The organism is Halioglobus sp. HI00S01, assembly GCF_001635445.1.
Lineage (GTDB): Bacteria > Pseudomonadota > Gammaproteobacteria > Pseudomonadales > Halieaceae > Halioglobus > Halioglobus japonicus.
The window spans coordinates 91,982-111,474 of sequence record NZ_LWEE01000015.1; the positions used below are offsets into that span (position 1 = coordinate 91,982).

A 19,493-nucleotide genomic window follows, 5' to 3' on the forward strand; every position below is an offset into this window, starting at 1 on the left:
ATTCTCGGTGTGTTCAGTTTCTGCCCAGCCTTATCGCGAGGGCGAAAATGCCTCCAGCAGACTTTGCAGGATTCAGTGGGCGGATTTTGCACCAATGCGACGGCTTGCCCAAGCGGCCGGCACCAGTAGAATGGGCTCAGTTCAGGAGTTCATCCCGTGGCTGACACGATACCCCTAAAATACGCCCAGTCGTTGCTGCGACTGGCCCCGGTGCCGCGGGACCAACTGCGCGCTGACCTGGCCGAGGCCAGATTACCCCTGGCATTGCTGGAGACCCAGGCAGTGCCCGGCGCCGTCATTTCCGTGGAGGAATACGGCCGCCTGTTTATCCATCTCGTGCATCAACTTCAGGACCACCTGCCCGATAACGCCATGGACCCTGACGACACCCGCCTGTTCAGCGCCTTCAGAATGATGTTCCAGGCCATGCTCCACGCACGTGATCTGCGCCAGGCCCTGCAACGTGCCTCGGTGTATTTCCGGCGCATGCAAACCGGCGGTGAAACCTTCGAAATTGAGCAGTGCGCTGACACCACCTGGTGCCGTTTTATTTTTGACGAAAACAGTGACCGGACCCTCGCCTCGGCAGAAAACTTCAGCATCGAGTCGCTGCACTGGCTGCCCGGGCTGACCGGCAAGATACTGTCGATGGCCATGTGGCACCGGCTCTGCGGCTGGTTTATTGGCTGCTTTATCGATTTGCAGGCCATCGAGATCAGCGATGCCGCAGAGCCGGGCAAAGATTACCGTGACGTGTTTGGACAGCCGGTTAAGTTCACGGCAGACCAGAACGCCTTCTCCTTCCACAGCCGCTACCTCGACTTTCCCATTGTCCAGAGCGAGCAGTCTCTGGAAACCATGCTCGCCACCTACCCGGCGGAGCTCTTTCGCATCAGCCCGGAAGATCACAGCCTGGCCCAGCGCATTCGCCACCTAATCGGCAGCGATTTCAGCCGTGCCCTGCCCAGCCTGCAGGATGTCGCCGAGCGGCTGCATTTAACCACCCCCACCCTGCATCGCCGCCTCAAGGACGAAGGCACATCCTTCCAGCAACTCAAGGATCAGTGCCGCCAGGATGCGGCCGTGTCCTATTTGAATCAGGGTGCCCACACCACCGCTGAGCTGGCGGAGCTGCTGGGCTTTTCCGACAGCAGCACGTTCCATCGCGCCTTCAAGAAATGGACCGGTATGACCCCCCAGGAATATCGTGCCAATAGCAGCTGAAAATTCTTGCCCCCCTCGATTGACAATTGCCGCCATTGTGAGAATCCCATAACCACCTAGACTTAGCGCTGTCCACTTCATCCACCAGGAGCAGCGTCATGGCCTATTTGATTACCGGCGGCACCGGTTTTATCGGCAAGTTTTTCATCGAGAAACTCATTGAGCGCGAGGGCGATATCTACGTCCTGACCCGCGCCGGCTCACGCCAGAAGTTTGAGGAACTACAACAGCGCTTTGGCGCCGGCGGCGACCGCCTGATTCCTGTAGAGGGCGACCTGCGCGAACCCCTGCTGGGCCTGGACGAAGCAACTATTGCCGACCTGAAGGGCTCCATCAAGCACTTCTGCCACCTGGCGGCCATTTACGATCTGTCGGCATCTGCAGAATCGCAAATCAAAACTAACATTGACGGCACCCGCAATGCGATCCAGCTGGCCGAGGCACTCGATGCCGGCTGCTTCCAGCACGTGAGCTCTATTGCTGCTGGCGGTATGTACCGCGGCACGTTCCGTGAAGATATGTTCGAGGAAGCCGAGAAGCTCGAGCACCCCTACTTCGCCACCAAGCACGATTCCGAAGGCCTGGTGCGCAGCGAGTGCAAGATCCCCTGGCGCATCTACCGCCCCGCGATGGTGGTTGGCCACTCCAAGACCGGTGAGATCGACAAGATCGATGGCGCCTACTACTTCTTCAAGAGCCTGCAGAAACTGCGCAATGTGCTGCCACCGTGGTTCCCGCTGATCGGCATTGAAGGCGGCAAGTTCAATGTCGTGCCCGTGGATTACGTAGTAGACGCCATGGACCACATCGCCCATATGGACGACATGGACGGCCGCTGCTTCCACCTGACCGACCCCGAGCACCACAGCATGGGCAACATGTTGAACATCTTTGCCGACGCCGGCCACACGCCGCGCTTTAACATGCGTCTGGACACGCGCATGTTCGGCTTTGTTCCCCGCGTAGTTCGCGACACTGTGGCCAACCTGCCTCCTATTAAGCGCATCATCAACACGATTCTGGCAGACATGGGCCTGCCGGATTCGGTGACCATGTTCACCAACTTCCCCACCCGTTACGACAACCGCGACACCGAGCGCGCACTCAAGGGCACCGGTATTCAATGTCCAGAGCTGCGCGACTACGCGCCCGTCGTCTGGGACTACTGGGAGCGCAACCTCGACCCCGATCTGTTTATCGACCACTCCCTAGAAGGTAACGTTGGCGGCAAGATTGTGCTGATTACCGGCGCCTCTTCAGGCATTGGCAAGAACTCCGCCATTCGCCTGGCCGAAGCCGGCGCGCATGTTCTGCTGGTGGCGCGTACCGCCGACAAACTCGAAGAAACCGCGGAAGAAATTGCCCGCTTTGGTGGCCTGGCGTCGATTTACCAGGCGGATGTGTCAGTACTGGAAGATTGTGACCGCCTCGCCGCAGAAGTACTGGCCGCCCACGGCCACGTAGACATTCTGATCAACAACGCCGGCCGCTCCATCCGCCGCTCGCTGGAACTGTCCTACGATCGCTTCCACGATTTCGAGCGCACCATGCAGGTGAACTACTTCGGCGCAATCCGCCTCACCATGGCGCTGCTGCCGTCCATGGCCGAGCGCAAATCCGGCCACATCATCAATATGTCGTCGATTGCGGCACTCACCCCCAGCCCGCGCTTCTCCGCCTATGTGGCTTCCAAGAGCGCGCTGGACGCCTGGACCAAAGCCGCTGCGGTGGAATACTCCGATCTCAATGTGCGTTTCACCACCATCAACATGCCCCTGGTGCGCACGCCCATGATCGAGGCGACCACCGTGTACGACTCTATGCCCGTCCTCACTCCGGACGAAGCCACCGACATGGTTGTGGATGCAGTCATCAACAAACCCAAGCGCATTGCCACTAACCTGGGCATCTTCCTGCAGGTGCAGAACGCCCTGGCACCGCGTGTCTCCGAGGTGGTGATGAACATTGTGTTCCGCATGTTTAACGACTCAGCGGCCGCCCGCGGCGACAAGAAAGCGGAGAAAGTGGAAGCGTCGAACGAGCAGGTGGCGTTGGCAGCGCTGATGAAAGGAGTTCACTTCTAAATCTGTACGCCTACACTCCGCCTACATCAGCGCCCCGTCCCACGGGGTGCTTTTCGTTAAACCTGCAGTGAGTACTCCCAGTCCAGCGCCAGACCTGTTGCGGACACCTAGTTGCAGCGCATATTCCCGCCAATACTCTGGCAACTCCTGCCGTCCTGCCGATGGTAGGTGGTGCCGGCCCCCTGGGTATATCGATTCCCCCTGGTGTCCCAGCACCCTGCGGCATCACACACATTGACTACCGGTGCAGGCGATTGCAGCTGCCTAGGCGTTGTCTGCATTGCTGGAGTTGAGGGAGGTGCTGGTCTGGGGGAACTGGATGCTGGCGTGCGCGGGGCGACAGGGCTAACCCGCTCACTCACCACGCCCGGGTTTGCACTGGGAGGAGGTGGCGGGACATAGCCGGTTCCGCCGCTGGCGGAACACAGGGTGTTACTGGGATTGACTTCGCCCGTGGCGGTGTCGATGCAGATATACGTGAACTCGCTGGCAGACAGCGGGGCAACCACCACGAAAAGCAACAACGCACCTGTTTTGATGCACTTCATGAAGCGATCCTCAAACACCTCGCACCTCCAAGTATAGGCATAGTGTGGGCGGCGGCGAATCCAGCCTGGCCCCGGGCCGCGGAATCACTCCAGCCAGTACCCACAAAGCCGCCAGGGAATTCACCAAGCGGCCCCATTTAGCTCAACATGCCCTTATTCTCGCCGCTAGTTTCAATAGCGAGACCACAGATCGACGACAGCACCTGTTGATCACGTGGCGCTTTGACTACCCAAGGAACCGATTAAGCCAAGGGGTCGTGCTGTTATGGGCAATGTGCTGACTAAAAAATCTTCTGGGTGTTGCTCACCGTAGCAATCCCTATCGCTATTACCGTGAACGCGTTTAATCGCGCGTCACTCATTCGCTCCCAGCAGTTGCGCAACGATGCGATTATTGCCGAACAGATGGCGGCGAGCATTGGCACCCTCGCCTACCTCTAAGGCTACCCGATCGTGGACATGTACAAACAGGCGCACAATGAAACCCATGTTGTGGAGCCTGACCAGCGCGTCTATGCCCCTATTAACCGGTTCTATCGCTTTCCAGAAATTGTTGGCCCGCAAAACGCGGGCAATATCCGCTTACCCAACAACGACACCCTGTACTTCAGCGCCTAGTTTGATATCAGCGAAAAGCCGCGCATCTTTCACACGCCTGACACCAATGGCCGTTACTTCAAGATTGCTGTGACCAACCTCTATGCAGAGACTACCCTATCGGCGGGCGAACCCTAGGACAAAACCAAGAACTGGCTGCCCATTCCCGCCGGCTACTTGAGGGCTGTGGTGCGCATGTACGAGTCCAAGGCAGCAATACTCGACAAGCAATACGATCTGCGCCGGGTTGAGCGCCTGAACTAATGGATGCGCTGGCGTGTTGACCGAGAGCGACGACAGCGTTCAGAACAATATCTGACCGAGTCCCAGTCGCGCTCCCACTTCTTGCGCCAGGTGAATTCGCGCAGGCAGACGGGGCAGAGCTTTACCGGCAGGTTCTTCTTCGACATGCGTAAAGATACGCAAGCGGAAAAAACCCCGATCAATAGGCCGGGGATCGCGCCGCCGATATCAGTCGAAATTCACACTCATCGTGATCACTTCGTTGAAGTACTCATTGCCGACGTCATCCAGCGCAACCACATGCACCGTGATTCCGCCGGGCAGCGAGAGGGCGATGAAGGTACCATCGTAGGTCGCATAGAGATCAATTTTTGCCTCTCTGGCGGACGCCACAGTCGCCTCCTGGGGAATCCACTGCGCGCCCCGACACCGGTAAGTTCATGACCATACCTGCGACCAATTCCCCGGCATTGCACATCGCAATCGCGTGAATCATGCCCAGATCATGACAATATGGCTCGTCAGTTAGCCAATCGGCCGTAAGACTGATACGTGGTCGCCTGAAATAGCTCACCAATAGAGGCCACCTGCGGAAAGCCGCCTCCAGATTAGGTATGCTCGCAGAGACAGGCGTGACCACTAGTATGCGAACTAAGACAAAGAAGAGACGATTACGATGTCAACACCCAACCTCAGCTGGGGACATATCAACATCAATGTGAGCAATCTCGACGCGTCAATTGCGTTCTACGAGAAGTTCGGCTTCAGCGTGCTGATACCTGGGGTGCCTTATCTGGGTATTGGAAAAGACAGGCCCTCAGCCATCCCCGCCGCCCAGTCGAACGCTTTGAACGTAGCGGAAGGGACCAAGGCGCGGGCGTGCATCATGCAGCTTGATAATGGCTTCCCCAAAATCGACCTGACCGAATACGCAAAGGACGCACCGCGGCCAGCCGGCGCGAATGACGACCTGGGCATGGTGCGCCTGTGTCTGGCGACACAGGACCTTGCCGCTGACTACGCACTACTGAAGCAAGCCGGCATTGAGTTTCTATCAGCACCCACAGCAGGGGTCGGAGAGTTGGCAGACATTGCGATCTGCCGTGACCCTGATGGCACGCTGATTGAGTTGATCGAGATACATCCTAGTAAGTGGTCGGCTGAATAAAAAAGCCCGCGTCCGCGAAAGACTTACGCAATAAATTCCAGAACGGTAGATTCGAATTGCTCCGGACGTTGTGCGCACATAGCGTGGCCTACACCCGGCATAACGACGCGTTTAGCCCCTTTGATCTCTCGCTCCAATAACTCGGCCTCAGCGAGGTAGTGCGTATCCGTCTCACCAACCATAATCAGTGTCGGGCTATCGATCACGTGTAAATGCTCCACGAGTGAGGGACGGTCAATGGTGACGCGGAAGCAACCCTTGAACCCGTGGGCCGTTGCCTGCTCCCCTCCCCGTACAATCTGCTCGCGAGTATTCTCCTGCTCTATCAGGCCTTCGAACAAGGGCCCAGAAAAGTAAAACTCGTGGGTTTCCTTAACCCCTCTTTGTTCCAACATGTCCTCAACCTGACGTGCCCGATCAATAATCGGCTGGGGTAATCGCGATGCCATGGCAGACGCCAATATGAGCTTATCGACTCGCTCCGGCCATCGTGTGGCGAACGAGAGCGCTGAAACAGCGCCCATGGAAAAGCCAAGAATCATCGCTTTCTCAACACCCGCATCATCCAGCACCGCTTTCAAATCGTCGCCAAAACGCTCGACCGTATAGGCACTGTGTTCGCCTTCCTCGAACGGCGGATGATCAGACATACCGGAACCCCGCTGGTCAAACGTAATCATAGTGTGCGCCTGAGAAAACGATGCACGATGGCGATCGTACATGCTGTGATCCATCCCCATGGCATGACCACAAATGAGCGCTGGCCCGCAACCAGACAGTTGGTATGCAATCCCGACACCGTCTGGTGTTATGGCAGTGCTGCGTCGAGTATCGATGTCGTCCATGCTAACGAGGTCATCCTTCAAACCAGCATAAAACGAAAGCAGTATGCACTGGCCATTTTTTTGTAGTCTGCTCGATCGTTCTATGGATAGATTTCATCTGGAAGACTAGCACAATCCACTTCCGACTTTTTAGGGACCAGGAGTGGGCACTACTATGTGTGATAGATTCTCACCGGTTTCAAGTAAACAATCACCCGTCGAGACATTGACTCTGAATCGGCCGGCTCAACCTCGCCATACCAGCTTCTGACACCCATATTTCGCTGCGTGATCTTGTCCAAGTGCGCTAACGCACCTTCTGACTCAATGGACTCTAACTCACAGCGTATTGAAATGTAGAGATTCTCATTAGTTCGATGCGAGACAAGAATCGTAGCTCTACCTTCTCGCCTAATACTTGCCTCCTTTGGGGAGCCGGACAACATATTAAGTTTTATAAATTGGCCATCGTAATCAGGCCATACAAGCGTAGATTGGATAGAACCGTCCTTGGAAAGAACACTCAGAGTGGCTGAACCGGGTGAGGTGATAATTTGTTGATAAAATTCTGGTATGTTCATGCACGATAAGCCTGCATTGTTAGTCGTTCAGAAGGGACAGCTTCGCTTAGTCCAACTTAACTCGAACGATGCTGGGTTTGTGGACGCTATGGGCCATCAAAACTCGCCATATTCACTAATGTCAGCTAATGGGCTACTTCCCGTCATTCCCGCGAAGGCGGGAATCCAGTGTCAGCTTTGGGGCCAAACGCGGACGTTGATCAAACTTCTTTTCTTGCCGGCTTTATAGTCTCATAGATCATATCGATCTGGGGACAGAGATATAAAATCGCATATATGTCGTTGCACTCAGCGGGCACTCAAGCCTGCACACTGTCGCTGCGGGCAAACAGGTCTATGCTTTTATAATAGTCAACACGGAGCCGTCTGTGCGCTTGTATCGCCCTATGAATAGACCGCTCGAGTCAGCACTGCTTGACGCTATCGCCGATGACGCCACCATCGATGCAGCCTATGCCTGGCTCTGCCAGCAACGCCGTCGCTACCCAGCCAACGCCGATATTTGGCATCTGCGTTTTCATTGGCAGAGTCGTCGCCCCGAACTCATTGCGCAACTACGCAGCGGCGACTATCAATTCAGCCCGCAGCAGCGGCTGCTGAGTGCCAACGGCAAGCCCATCCACCTGTGGTGTGCCGAAGATGCCCTGGTACAGAAAGCGATGGCGATGGTACTGGGCTCAGCCTTGCCGGTCTCGCCGCGCTGTACTCATGTAAAAGGCCAGGGTGGCCTGAAGGGGGCGCTGCGTTGGTTGCGCGCTAAACTGCCGCAGAATCAGTTTGTCTTTCGCTCCGACGTCAAGGGTTACTACGAGAACATCGACCACACCGTGTTGTTGCAACAGCTGGATGCGCTGGTGCCCGATAAAGCAGTGTTGCGGTTACTCACACAGGTCATTGGCCGCACAGTGGAATCGGGTGGCATCTTTAACGTCATCAAAAAAGGCATAGGCCGGGGCTCGCCCCTGAGCCCGCTGTTAGCGGCCATCTATCTCAAGCCATTGGATGATGTGATGGACCGCGCCGGCATCGCCTATGTGCGTTACATGGATGACTGGGTCATCATGACGCCTCGCCGTCACCAACTCAGGCGGGGTATTCGCCTGATCCAGCAGACCTTGCAGCAGCTCAAACTCAACACCCATCCAGACAAAACCTGGGTGGGCAAGATAGACCGGGGCTTTACGTTTCTGGGCTACCACCACACCCGTGCTGGCGTGACGCCAGCCAAAGACACCATCGCGCGCTTTCGTGAGCGAATCACCAAGCTTTATGAGCAAGGTGCGGGCCGAGCCCGCATTGGGGCCTACGCAACACGCTGGTGGCGTTGGGTGTGCGCAGGTTTACTCGGGACGCAGGTACTGGTCGAACAGAAGGCCCTCACCGGGGCCACGGGCAGACTGTCGCCCACACCGTGACGTGCCGTGAGGCGCTGTCGTTCATTGCTCGAAACAATAAAGGGGAAACCGATCGAAACATGGCGCAGATACTTGTGGGACCGCTCGAGTCCAACCGTTATCCGTAGCGTCTGTGCTGCCAAGAGATCGAGCGGATTCAAAGGGCGAATTCGATTTCCAATCATTACAAGAATCGAAGATGGTATTACCGGTACAGGATGAGGAGCCACTAACCAAAGTACATGTCCAGACCAAGGATGGAGTCCCAATGTATCTTAATGCTCCGTACTCATCTGCAACGATCGCATTTGATAGTGATACAGGGAAAGCTGTTAAATCGTCCCAGTTGTCCGCGATCCGCGTGCCATCAACCAGTTCGTACGGGACAGTTGACCTGGCGAAACGTGTTGAGGGGCTCTCCGAAGTATCCGAGAGCCAGGCCTTATAGTTGCCCGACAAATCAGCGGCAGCGGCAAGCGTGTTACACTTCTCATCGGCACCGGCGAGACCGCCGAGGCGGCCGGAATAGGTTTCGCTCGTCACGAAAACGGTTGCAGGATCAACACGAACACAGGGTATTGGCACCGATGTGTCACCACATGAAAGGGTCGCTTGGCTCGATACGGCGCATGCGCTAACGGTGCAGGAGGCACCCTCGTCGCCCTTTTCTCCTTTGGCACCAGCAGCACCTGTTGCTCCCGTTGCTCCCGTTGCTCCGGCTGGACCTGTTGCTCCGGCTGGACCTGGTGGGCCCTGGTCGCCCTGTTCACCTTTGACACCAGCAGGCAGGCTGTTAATACCATCGGCCAGCGCCTTGAAGTTTTCGTTCACCTCGTCGGCATCGGCGACTTGGCCATTCTCAAACACATTGGGCACTGTAACCTGCGCGTTCGCTATGGGCGACAGAGCGCCAGAGAGCAGTAGTGATACAGTCACAACTAAGCACCGGTGTTGGCTCTGTTTCATCCTTCAATCCTATTTATTATTAATTAGCTGTGTGACGACCTACCTGCATATCAGCGTGGGCGTCGTTTTAGTTGATGGGTAGCGCTTGTTTTGTTAAGCGCTTGCGCTTCAATAGCGGCCTAAAGGCCTTCCAGAAAGGCAGCAACGCCATGAGAGCGACCAGTGCAGCCAAACCCTCAATCGGCATGGCAGGTATGGGGGCTGCAACTGCAGGCCCACTGGTGCTTGCACCCCAGGTAGCTTGACCCCATCTAGCTTCACCCAACACAAATGACGTTTGGGCCATTGCGCTTACAGAAACAGTAACCAGAAGAAGAGAGCAAAAACGCTTTATTGAAAACATCCGTCGTCTACGCCCGATGGTGCTTTTAGACATTTTTGTTCAACGTTAATCTAAGTATTTGACACTGTCAAACTCGCTCAATCATGCGCAATCGCCTGTGTTCACGATTTTTTGACCTGTGCCGCGTCCGATTAAAGCTCGCTAGAAGGCAGGAATTAGGCGATAGAAGCCTATTCGGCTTAGGCAATCAAACGGCCGCTTTGTGGACGAAAGCGGACGTTGGCCGCAGCTCAACACTGTGCTGCCAAAACACGATATGTCCTTATCGTTTTATTGATATATCTCGCTATTGACGCGCCACCACGTGCTTCATTGCTGCTACTAAAGCTAGTACCGAATACCCACATAATCAACCAGTAGCGCCCTGTGAACCGTGGTAGTAGTGTCACCCTCAAGGTGAACAAGTGCAGCAATGCCAACTGCACTGTCGCCTGCCACCAGCATAGCGGCGCCCTGATAGGCGGACATAAAAAACTGCGAAGAGGATCGAGCCGCTGAGCACGAAAAATACAGTGCCTGATGACGCATTAGAATTGTGAGATCGCTGGAGGCGAACATGACAGCGCATGCACTCTGGATTTTCTGGCCTGGGAGCATGCCGACAACGGGCACGAAGTTAATCGCGCCGACCACCAGCGAACAAACCGCAATCACGCTGGTCATTAGTTCCCTAACGACTGATGTGCACGATCAGGCTGTCAGAACAATACCTGATACAGCTTGAGGCCGCCTATGCCGAGTGTTACTGCCACCACTACCGCGCCCAGCAGGTTACTGGCGAGACCATTACAGTGGCCACCCATGGCGGCTTTGCGATTGACCATGAGCAACAGGAAAATCGCACAGATGGGCAGCAGGAAGCCATTAGCGGCCTGGGCAAAGAGGATGGCGGTAAGTGGTTTGGTGCCAATGACGGCAAAGAATGTGCCGCATAGCAGCACGGCCAGCCAGATGCTGCGGAAGCGCCATGAGGCGAGATCCGCCTGCCAGCCCAGGGCACCGCTCACGGCGTAGGCCGCTGCAAGTGGCGCGGCCACGGCACTGCTCAGGCCTGCAGCAAACAGGCCAATGGCAAAGAAGTAGCGCGATGCCGAGCCCAGCAGTGGCTCTAACTGCACCGCAATATTGGCGGCGGTGATCTCCATGTTGCTGCCGAAAAATGCCGCTGCGGCGGTGCTCATGATCGCCAGCGTGATAAGGCCGCCCAGGCCTATGGAGACACCCGTATCCACTCTCGCCGCACGCAGTGACCTATCCAAACCTTCGGACGCAGGCCACTTCTCCTGCACAGCACTGGAGTGCAGAAACAAGTTGTAGGGCACCACTGTGGTACCGATCAGGGCGATGGCTGTGAGCAGGCTACCCTCGGGCAGGGTCGGCCTGAGCATGCCACCGAAGAATTCCGCCAGCGAGGGGCGCACCATGATAAAGGTGAGCAAGAACACGGTGCTCATCAACAGCACCAATACCACCAGCACGCCTTCAATCATTTTGTAGCGGCCACTGAACAACAGCGCGCCTGAGGCGCCGCCCACGAGCAGCGACCAGATCCAACCATCAACACCGCTAAGCCCTTGCAAGCCCAGCGCGGCGCCGGTGATATTCCCCGCTTCATAGGCGGCATTGCCAAAGCCCACGGCGGCCACAACCAGAATGACGGCTACCGTGCCGTACCAGCGGCCGCTGAAGGTATCGCGCAACGCCTGGGCGAGGCCCTGGCGGGTCACGAGCCCGAGCCGGGCAGACATTTCCTGGAGCACCGCGGTGGCGATTACAGAAAACAGCAGCGCCCATAACAGGGCATAGCCGAAGCTGGCGCCGGCAACACTGGCAGTGGTCACCGTACCCGGCCCGATGAAAGCTGCAGTAACAAGAAGCCCCGGACCAAATGGTCCGGGGCTTCGGGGTGCTGAATGATTGACGGAGTCAGATTTCAAATCGATATCGCCGCAAATACACCGATGCTACAACAGCCGCTGCGGCAAACGCCAGTCCGAGGAACAAGCTGAGATAATCGATATTGGCCCAGAAACCGGCGTGGAGGTGAAAGCCCACCGAGCTTTCGCCGCCTATAAAATAAGGCAAATGATTCTTCACCGCGGTAACGGCATAATCCGTACCCAACCACAGGCCCTCAACAATGACCATACCAATCACCGGCACAACAGCGGTCAGGAAAGGCGAGCGCTTGGCAAATGCTGATGCCAACATCAGGTAGGCGTACACCGGCACCACCCACAGTGCGGTCAGCAGCCAGCCACCAATTTGCTGCACAAGCAGGTGACCAAACTCAATATTGCCCAGCACCGCTTCAAAGGGGTCTTTATTCATCTGCGACACCAACACCATGGCTAGCAATATAAACACCATCTGCAGAATCAACGACACCGCTATATACATCGCGGGGGCCACAAACAGGGCCACACTTAGGCGCACCAACACCTCTTCCCACTCCGATACCGGCATAGACTTCCAAAACAAAATGCTACGGTCCTTGCGGTCGTTGTACAGGCAACTCAGCAGGTAGTTTACGGTCGCGACGATCAAAGTAATTAACAGCATACCGTGGAGCACATTAAGTGCCGGATTAAGGCTGCCGACCTCTTCCACTTCCCACTCCGCATCATCGTCGCTATCGGCGCCGGGTTCGAAACGCCACTCACGCGAGAAGTCCCATTCCTCCGACGCGTTGGGGTCATCCGCTACAATCTCTACAAACTCAACAGCTTCGGACGGCAGTGACGGTGCCGGTGCCGGTGCCGGTGCCGGTGCTGGTGCTGGTGCTGGTGCTGGTGCTGGTGCTGGTGCTGGTTGGTACGGAGGATCCAGGCCGTGATCATCATCAATGTGAACCGCAATTACCGGGCTTATATCGTCAGCATTGAAAATGGCCTCGAACATATTGTCGCCGATGGCGGTGATGCGGCCGGCGAGAATGACGCTGGCAAACATCAGCACCGCCAGAATCGCGGCCGTAACAATGGGGGTAATCACCAGCGATACGTGGAATTCCTGCAGCTCACGCTGCACCAGGGTATAGATACGGTGGGTATTGATCGTAGCCATTATTTTTCTCCTCCCATCATCGCCACGAATAGATCGGCGATTGACGGTGTGCGCAGCTTGCCCAGCGACCCCAACAGCGCGCGATCAACGTCTTCATAAATCACTGACTTGCCTCCGAGAATACTCTGGGCACCCAGGTGCGGAATATCCATGGCGCGCTGGGCGTTTTCACCCACGGTGTCCAGCTGCACAAAATCTTCTTCGATGGATTCCATACTACGGCTCAGTACCAGCTTGCCACGGTCAATAAACGTGACGTCGGTGAGAATGTTCTGCACCTCTTCCACCTGGTGGGTGGAAATGATGATAGTGCGTTCACCGTCGTAATAGTCAGATATCAACTGCTCAAAGAAGCGCTTGCGGAACAGAATATCCAGGCCGAGCGTCGGTTCATCGAGAATCAACAGCTTGGCATCAATCGCCATTACCATAGCCAGGTGCAGCTGCACCATCATGCCCTTGGAGAGATCACGAATGCGACGCTTCAGGCTCACATCGGTATTGCGTAGAAAGGCCTCGGCATGATCGCGGTCAAAGCGGGGATGAATACCCGTCACATAGTCCAGCAACTGCGCCACTTTCATCCACCGTGGCAATACCGCAGTGTCGGCGATAAAACACACCTGTTCCATCAGCTTGGCGCGCTCGCGAAGTGGGCTGCAGCCGAGCACCTCGAGTTCGCCATCGAACTCGGTAAGACCCAACAGCGAGCGCAGCAAAGTTGTCTTGCCCGCGCCGTTTGGCCCGATCAATCCCATCACTGATCCGGAGTTGACGGTAAAGCTCGCCTCATCAACCGCACGCAGATCTCCGAAGCGGCGGGTCAGCCCCCTGGCTTCGATTATGGTACTCATTGTTTTTCTCCCCCTGAGGTGAGCAACAGGTCAACGACTTCCTGAAGCTCGAGACCGAGAACCCGCGCCCGATCGAGAAACGCGGGCACCTCCTCATCTATAAACTGTTGTTTTTCGTTGCTGGTGAGCGCCGAGCTGGCACCCTCGCGGACAAACATGCCCAGACCACGGCGTTTTTCCAGAAGGCCGGCGTCAACCAGTTCCTGGTAGGCCTTACCTACGGTCAGGTGGTTGATCTGGTAATCAGATGCCACCTGGCGCACCGAGGGCACAGCCTCACCTTCAGGGAAGGTGCCGTCCATGATCCGCTCTGCCACCAGGTCGCGGAGCTGGCGATAGATCGGCTGTTTATCATTCCATTCGACAGTCACGTCAAGAATTCCCGATTAGCGGCGGCGATTCAGATCGCCAGAGCCAATGATGTTGCTGTCGATTTCCGGCTCGCCGCTGTACTGCACGTCGCCGCTGCCAATAATGTTCACCTCCATGGCTTTTACCTCACCCAGCCGGGCATCGCCCGAACCAATAATATTGATTTCAGCCCAGTCAAAATCGACTGGGCTGAAATCGATGGTGCCGCCCCCGATGATATTCATATCAACGGTGGAAGCCGCTTGATTGGAGGACTTGATCTTGATGTCACCCGAGCCGCTAATCACCGCTTGCACAACATCCAGGGTTACTTCACCCATGGCGATATCGCCCGCCCCTGCCACCACTACTTCGAGGGTAGGCGTATTCAGTTTCGCCACCTTCAGGTCACCGGAACCATCGAGCCGGAGCTCGACATCATCGGCGGCTACCGAAAAGGCCTTGATGTCGCCAGAGCCCGACACATTCAGCTCCAGAGTATCCACATCCATTGGCTTAATGAAAACATCACCGCTGCCTGTCAGTGCCAGTTCTTCGAGTCGGGGCATGGTGACTTTGTATTGCAGGGAACCGTAGTCGTAGTTGTCATTGCGCCTGGCCGCGCCCAATACCAGGGTGTTGCCCTTAATGTAATAAGGCGTGCGCTGAAGTTCATCACGGTCGCCACGCACCTGCAGCTCGAAAGCATCGCCCTGCGACACTTCCACTTCGACGCTGCCCACAACCAGTATCGAATCGGCGTGAACATCGTCCACGGTCATGGATTCAGCTGCGGCCAATGTGGCCAAACAAAAAGACGCGGGAATAAACGTATATTTGATCATTGTTGCTCTCCTGATTCAGGCCGCAGTGTGATCATCACTGCCGTCAGAAAAATATTCGGCCAGCAGTGCTGCGGGCACGAAGAGAAGGATGCTCAGGCAGCCGATCATCAGCGCACGTCCCAGCGCATTGAACGACAATCCTTCACCCTGCCCTGCCATTGGCTGGGCGGCATTCAGCTCCAGGCAATCCTGAAGCTGCACCAGCGCCACGTGCGCCGGTGCCACCTGACCAGCCTGCGAGTGAACAATCACTACTGCAAGGCCAATCAGGAAGAAAACAGAAATATAACGCCACATGATGCCGCTCCTACATGCGCCGGGCGTGGCGCACGGGGCTGAACCTGCCCAACACTTCGAGCAATACGGCCGCGGGCAAAAATGCCCACAAGGCGGTAAAGCCCATACCGAGCGCACTGAGCATGGCGCAGATGATGAACAGACCCGCGTGCACAATGCCCCGCTTGTCGCTCCTGGCTATAACCTGCTGCCGTGGTTTGATGCTCATTTTTCCCTACCTCACTGAATTGGTGTTATACGCAACTATAACACTAGTTATGTATATCGCAAGGAATTATCTGGAGAAATTTTATTTTCCCATAAATATCAGATAGTTAAGAGGTTCAAAAAGGCTAGAACTCCAGCCCTTTCTCCATGTTAGCTGCTATAGCACCGGCAATTCGGCGGGCTTTTTCGGTCTGGGGGCCGGCAAAATGGGCGTCCAGGGTGGCCTCGAAGTGGCTCAGCCAGCGGGCAAAATCGGCCTCTTCGAGGCTGCGCTTGCCATGAAGCTGGCGATGGATATTCATGGTGTGACGCTGGTAGCCTCGCTCTCCCAGCAACAGCTTGCACCAGTAATCCTTGATATGGGGAAGGTGAACATCAAGGTCTATCGCCGCCACATCGATGAAAATGGGGGCCAGGGTAGCGTCGGCGAGCATGCGCTCGTAGAACCGTTCAACAAACTGTTCTACCTGTGCTCGGCTATCGAGGTCAGGCACCGCCGGCACCTACTTCTTCTTTTTCTTCTTCTTTTCCGACTTCTTGACGTGGGCCATCAAGCGCCGCTTGCGCTGAACCTGACGCTGGGTCAGTTTATTGCGCTTGTCGGCGTAGGGGTTGTCAGAGGTGCGGAACTCGATACGCACGGGTGTGCCCACCAGGTCCAGTTCGCGACGATAGATCTTTTCCAGGTAGCGCTGGTAGCTGGCAGGTACTTTGCCGGTCTGGTTACCGTGAATCACAATCAGCGGCGGGTTCTGGCCACCGGCATGCGCATAGCGCAGCTTCGGCCGCCGGCCATTAATCATGGGGGGATTGTGGTCAAACACCGCGTCTTCAAGAATGCGGGTCAGTGCATTGGTGTTGAGCTTGCGGGTAGCCGAGTCGAACGCGGCATTAATTGACTTGTACAGGTGCCCCACCCCGGTGCCGTGCAGCGCCGAGATAAAGTGGGTATCGGCGTATTCGGCAAACACCAGGCGGCGGGACAACTCGGTCTTGATCCAGTCGCGCTGGTCAGGCTCCACACCATCCCACTTGTTCACGGCCAATACGAGGCCACGGCCCTTTTCGATACAGTGCCCCAGCAGGTGCATATCCTGCTCGACCAGCCCCTCGTGGGCGTCCATCACCAGAATCACCACATGGGCGTCGTCAATCGCCTTCAGGGTTTTGACGATGGAGAACTTCTCCACGGTCTGCTTTACGTTCTTGCGACGTCTGACTCCAGCAGTATCGATCAGGGTGTAGTCTTTGTCGTTGCGCTGGTAGTCAATGTAGATGCTGTCGCGGGTGGTGCCGGGCTGGTCATACACGACAACCCTATCCTCGCCGAGCAGGCGATTCACCAGAGTGGACTTGCCCACATTGGGACGGCCAACCACGGCCACCCGGATCGACTTGTAATAATCTTCGTCTTCTTCGCGGGGCTCTTCCGGCGGAAATTCTGCCAGTACATCCTCGATCATCTGGCGCACGCCACGGCCGTGGCTCGCCGCAATCGAGTACATCGAGGTAATACCTAACGAGAAGAAGTCGCTGGTGGCGACGTCCTCGTTAATGCCATCGATTTTGTTAACCACCAGATGGAAGGGCTTGTTGCGCTGGCGCAGGTGGCGGGCCAGGCTGTCGTCTGCGGCGTTCAGGCCCTCGCGGGCATCCACCATAAAGAGCACCACATCGGCCTCTTCAATGGCGGCCATCGACTGCTCGGCCATCTCATGATCAATGCCCTCTTCGTCGCCACTGATACCGCCGGTATCGATTACCACAAAGGGCTGATTACCAATCCGGGCCTCGCCGTACTTGCGGTCGCGGGTAAGGCCGGGGAAGTCAGCCACCAGCGCGTCCCGACTCCGGGTGAGCTGGTTAAACAGGGTCGACTTACCGACATTGGGGCGCCCTACCAGGGCGATGACCGGGATCATCAGTTTTTCGCACTCACCTCATAGGCAATCAACTTGCCGTCATTGGTATACACATATAGCAGATTACCGTCTGCGAGCATATCGGCGCGCGCGCCGTCGCCGCCCACCTTGGTACGGCCGACAAACTCACCGTCTACCTGGGACACGAGGTGCAGCACACCTTCAAAGTCTGTTACCGCCACATAGCTGCTGACCGGCGTAGGTCGCGACAGCTCGCGGAACGACAGCGCATCCTGCTGCCAGCGCAGTCCCTGGCCGTTGCGCAGGTAGGCGCTCATGGTCCCGTCGTCGTCCGTGACATAGACGTTGCCAAAGCCCTGGGACACACCGGAGAAGGACGATACGTCTTTCTGCCAGATCTTGCGCCCGGAGGCGGCATCAATCGCCACTACCCGGCCCTGGTAACTGGCGGCGTACAGCTCACTGCCCACCAGCGCCATGGTGCCGTCTACATCGACAATGCGTTCAATCTCGGAGCGGCCCTGGGAAATGGCTACGCGCACTTCCCAGTCAATCGCGCCAGTCTGGGCGTCAAATGCGAGCACCCGGCCGTTGGCAAAGCCGGCATACACGGTGTTGTTGTAGAGAATCGGCGTGCTGGTGCCGCGAATCGTCAGCACCGGCACGTTACTGTCGTAAGTCCACAGGCGCTCGCCCGTGGCGAAATCCAGGCCCTGCAGCTTGCCGTCGTAGGTCTGGGCGACCACAACCCGGCCGTTACCCTGGGGCGGTGCAAGCACTTCGCCCTGCAGGCGGGTGGACCACAACAAGTCGCCATTGCTGGCGTCGAGCTTGAGGACTGAACCGTCGGAACTGCCCAACAGCAATGCGTCGCCAGATACGCCGACGCCACCGGACAGCGCCATCTCCAGGTCGGTCTTCCACACCTGCTTACCGCGTTCGCGGGAAATGGCCTTCACCTCACCGTTGGCGGAGGCGGCGTATATCGTATCGCCGTCGATCACCGGCTGCAGCTTATACAGGCCTTTCCCCTGACCGTTGCCCACACCCACGGACCAGAGCTTTTTGATCTTCACGGACTGCTCAATATCGAACAGCTCGGCAGGCTCGCGAGGGTCATCATCGTCGCTTTCGAACCAACCGGTCACCGTGCTGCAGCCACTGAGGGCGACTGACATCAATACGGCAGCGAGCCAACGTGTCCTGGTCTGCATGGCGTTACTCCTGTGCCTCAGGTGCTTCGGTGGTAATTTCGTCCGCAGCATCGGCTGCGGCCGTGTCTGTGTTGCTCAGCTCATCGACGTTGGCAACCGGTGCCGCTGCGCCAGCGAGCTCGCGGGGCTCAACCGGGCTCAGGCTTTGCAGCTTCTGCTGCACCAGGCCCAGGTTCACTGCACCGCCGCCGCTTTGTGCCGCCAGGCCCAGGGCCAGGGTGTAGGCAGCGCGCGCCGCTTCCACGTCGTTTTCCATCATCGCGATATCACCGCGTGCCACCGCGTAAGAGGCCTCGTAGGGGCCTGCTTCGGTCGCATTGAGAATTTGTTTGGCCTGGGAGATATCGCCATTGGAGGCCAGCACCCGTGCCAGACGCAGTTGCGACAGCAGATACACTTCACTGCCGTTATCCGCACGTCCCAGCACCCAACGCAGCTGTGCTTCGGCTTCCGCCATGTCACCGCGCTCAGCGGCCAGACGGGCCAGGTGCAGGCCAGCGAATTCCGCATAGGTGCTACGGCTGTGTTCAGTCTTAATTTCACGGGCCATATTAATGGCCTCCTGCTGATCACCACTGTCAGTGATCTGCGCCAGTTGCTGCAGCAGCGCCTGGTAGCGTTCCGACGCCGCGGCGGCTTCATCGGCGGTGTACTTCTGCCAGCCCTGCCAGCCAAAGCCGACGCCCAGGGCTACAATCACGGCCACAATCAGGCCGCGACCATTTTCGTCCCACCACTTCTTCAGTGCTTCAACCTGTTCTTCTTCTGTGCGGTACTGTTCCACTTCTGTTACTTCCTTTCCAC

Annotated in this window: 23 protein-coding genes; 6 read left to right on the forward strand and 17 right to left on the reverse strand. The window is 56.9% G+C overall.

The window, feature by feature from the left end; genetic code table 11:
* Positions 1 to 156: 156 nt before the first annotated feature.
* Together A3709_RS03445 and A3709_RS03450 are read left to right on the forward strand one after the other, a co-directional pair.
* A complete protein-coding gene (locus A3709_RS03445) occupies positions 157 to 1,224 on the forward strand; it encodes an AraC family transcriptional regulator (RefSeq protein ID WP_066050105.1) in 1,068 nt (355 codons plus the stop codon).
* A 98-nt stretch (positions 1,225 to 1,322) separates the two neighbouring features.
* Positions 1,323 to 3,308, forward strand: a complete 1,986-nt coding sequence (locus A3709_RS03450) for an SDR family oxidoreductase (protein WP_066050108.1) — start codon at positions 1,323 to 1,325, stop codon at positions 3,306 to 3,308.
* Positions 3,309 to 3,415: 107 nt separating this feature from the next.
* Here A3709_RS03450 and A3709_RS23010 read toward each other — a convergent pair whose 3' ends face one another.
* Positions 3,416 to 3,856 carry a hypothetical protein gene (locus A3709_RS23010; protein WP_156507553.1) on the reverse strand — a complete coding sequence of 147 codons (441 nt, stop codon included), beginning with the start codon at positions 3,854 to 3,856 and terminating at the stop codon, positions 3,416 to 3,418.
* Between the two features lie 297 nt (positions 3,857 to 4,153).
* Here A3709_RS23010 and A3709_RS23015 point away from each other — a divergent pair, with 297 nt between their 5' ends.
* Together A3709_RS23015 and A3709_RS23020 are read left to right on the forward strand one after the other, a co-directional pair.
* Entirely contained in the window at positions 4,154 to 4,297 is a 144-nt protein-coding gene (locus tag A3709_RS23015) for a hypothetical protein (protein WP_156507554.1), read from the forward strand.
* Between the two features lie 12 nt (positions 4,298 to 4,309).
* Positions 4,310 to 4,474, forward strand: a complete 165-nt coding sequence (locus A3709_RS23020) for a hypothetical protein (RefSeq protein ID WP_156507555.1) — start codon at positions 4,310 to 4,312, stop codon at positions 4,472 to 4,474.
* Between the two features lie 239 nt (positions 4,475 to 4,713).
* Here the strand turns inward: A3709_RS23020 and A3709_RS22445 are convergent, their stop codons facing one another.
* Positions 4,714 to 4,863, reverse strand: coding sequence for a DUF2256 domain-containing protein (locus A3709_RS22445; protein WP_082849862.1), 150 nt, complete (start codon positions 4,861 to 4,863; stop codon positions 4,714 to 4,716).
* Positions 4,864 to 4,924: 61 nt separating this feature from the next.
* Entirely contained in the window at positions 4,925 to 5,089 is a 165-nt protein-coding gene (locus A3709_RS23025) for a hypothetical protein (protein ID WP_156507556.1), read from the reverse strand.
* 283 nt (positions 5,090 to 5,372) lie between these two features.
* On the opposite strand from A3709_RS23025, the gene A3709_RS03455 reads away from it, so the two are divergent.
* Positions 5,373 to 5,864 carry a VOC family protein gene (locus tag A3709_RS03455; RefSeq protein ID WP_066050112.1) on the forward strand — a complete coding sequence of 164 codons (492 nt, stop codon included), beginning with the start codon at positions 5,373 to 5,375 and terminating at the stop codon, positions 5,862 to 5,864.
* Between the two features lie 23 nt (positions 5,865 to 5,887).
* On the opposite strand, the gene A3709_RS03460 is transcribed toward A3709_RS03455, so the two are convergent.
* Entirely contained in the window at positions 5,888 to 6,709 is an 822-nt protein-coding gene (locus A3709_RS03460) for an alpha/beta fold hydrolase (RefSeq protein ID WP_066050115.1), read from the reverse strand.
* Positions 6,710 to 7,655: 946 nt separating this feature from the next.
* On the opposite strand from A3709_RS03460, the gene A3709_RS03470 reads away from it, so the two are divergent.
* A complete protein-coding gene (locus A3709_RS03470) occupies positions 7,656 to 8,684 on the forward strand; it encodes a reverse transcriptase/maturase family protein (RefSeq protein ID WP_066050123.1) in 1,029 nt (342 codons plus the stop codon).
* Positions 8,685 to 8,705: 21 nt separating this feature from the next.
* On the opposite strand, the gene A3709_RS22450 is transcribed toward A3709_RS03470, so the two are convergent.
* The 13 genes from A3709_RS22450 to A3709_RS03540 form a co-directional block, all read right to left on the reverse strand.
* The gene (locus A3709_RS22450) at positions 8,706 to 9,629 is read right to left on the reverse strand and encodes a hypothetical protein (protein WP_082849863.1); all 924 of its coding nucleotides are present in this window, start codon (positions 9,627 to 9,629) and stop codon (positions 8,706 to 8,708) included.
* 670 nt (positions 9,630 to 10,299) lie between these two features.
* Positions 10,300 to 10,635: a hypothetical protein gene (locus A3709_RS03485; protein ID WP_066050132.1), complete on the reverse strand. Its 336-nt coding sequence runs from the start codon at positions 10,633 to 10,635 to the stop codon at positions 10,300 to 10,302.
* A gap of 35 nt (positions 10,636 to 10,670) precedes the next feature.
* A complete protein-coding gene (locus A3709_RS03490; protein WP_066050135.1) occupies positions 10,671 to 11,909 on the reverse strand; it encodes an Nramp family divalent metal transporter in 1,239 nt (412 codons plus the stop codon).
* Complete coding sequence (locus A3709_RS23030; RefSeq protein ID WP_066050138.1) at positions 11,899 to 13,038, reverse strand: hypothetical protein; 1,140 nt, start codon at positions 13,036 to 13,038, stop codon at positions 11,899 to 11,901. Before A3709_RS23030 ends, A3709_RS03490 begins: the two co-directional genes overlap by 11 nt.
* On the reverse strand, positions 13,038 to 13,892 hold the full coding sequence (locus A3709_RS03500) for an ABC transporter ATP-binding protein (RefSeq protein WP_066050141.1): 855 nt from the start codon (positions 13,890 to 13,892) through the stop codon (positions 13,038 to 13,040). Before A3709_RS03500 ends, A3709_RS23030 begins: the two co-directional genes overlap by 1 nt.
* Complete coding sequence (locus A3709_RS03505) at positions 13,889 to 14,263, reverse strand: GntR family transcriptional regulator (RefSeq protein ID WP_066050144.1); 375 nt, start codon at positions 14,261 to 14,263, stop codon at positions 13,889 to 13,891. Before A3709_RS03505 ends, A3709_RS03500 begins: the two co-directional genes overlap by 4 nt.
* A 15-nt stretch (positions 14,264 to 14,278) precedes the next feature.
* The gene (locus A3709_RS03510; protein WP_066050147.1) at positions 14,279 to 15,088 is read right to left on the reverse strand and encodes a GIN domain-containing protein; all 810 of its coding nucleotides are present in this window, start codon (positions 15,086 to 15,088) and stop codon (positions 14,279 to 14,281) included.
* Positions 15,089 to 15,103: 15 nt separating this feature from the next.
* Positions 15,104 to 15,385: a hypothetical protein gene (locus tag A3709_RS03515; RefSeq protein ID WP_066050150.1), complete on the reverse strand. Its 282-nt coding sequence runs from the start codon at positions 15,383 to 15,385 to the stop codon at positions 15,104 to 15,106.
* Between the two features lie 10 nt (positions 15,386 to 15,395).
* Positions 15,396 to 15,593, reverse strand: a complete 198-nt coding sequence (locus A3709_RS03520) for a hypothetical protein (protein ID WP_066050153.1) — start codon at positions 15,591 to 15,593, stop codon at positions 15,396 to 15,398.
* A gap of 124 nt (positions 15,594 to 15,717) precedes the next feature.
* On the reverse strand, positions 15,718 to 16,086 hold the full coding sequence (locus tag A3709_RS03525; RefSeq protein WP_231871093.1) for a group III truncated hemoglobin: 369 nt from the start codon (positions 16,084 to 16,086) through the stop codon (positions 15,718 to 15,720).
* A gap of 9 nt (positions 16,087 to 16,095) precedes the next feature.
* Positions 16,096 to 17,514, reverse strand: coding sequence for a ribosome biogenesis GTPase Der (der, locus tag A3709_RS03530; protein WP_066050159.1), 1,419 nt, complete (start codon positions 17,512 to 17,514; stop codon positions 16,096 to 16,098).
* Positions 17,514 to 18,689: an outer membrane protein assembly factor BamB gene (gene bamB, locus A3709_RS03535; protein ID WP_066050162.1), complete on the reverse strand. Its 1,176-nt coding sequence runs from the start codon at positions 18,687 to 18,689 to the stop codon at positions 17,514 to 17,516. Before bamB ends, der begins: the two co-directional genes overlap by 1 nt.
* 4 nt (positions 18,690 to 18,693) lie before the next feature.
* The gene (locus A3709_RS03540; protein ID WP_066050165.1) at positions 18,694 to 19,473 is read right to left on the reverse strand and encodes a tetratricopeptide repeat protein; all 780 of its coding nucleotides are present in this window, start codon (positions 19,471 to 19,473) and stop codon (positions 18,694 to 18,696) included.
* Positions 19,474 to 19,493: the final 20 nt, after the last annotated feature.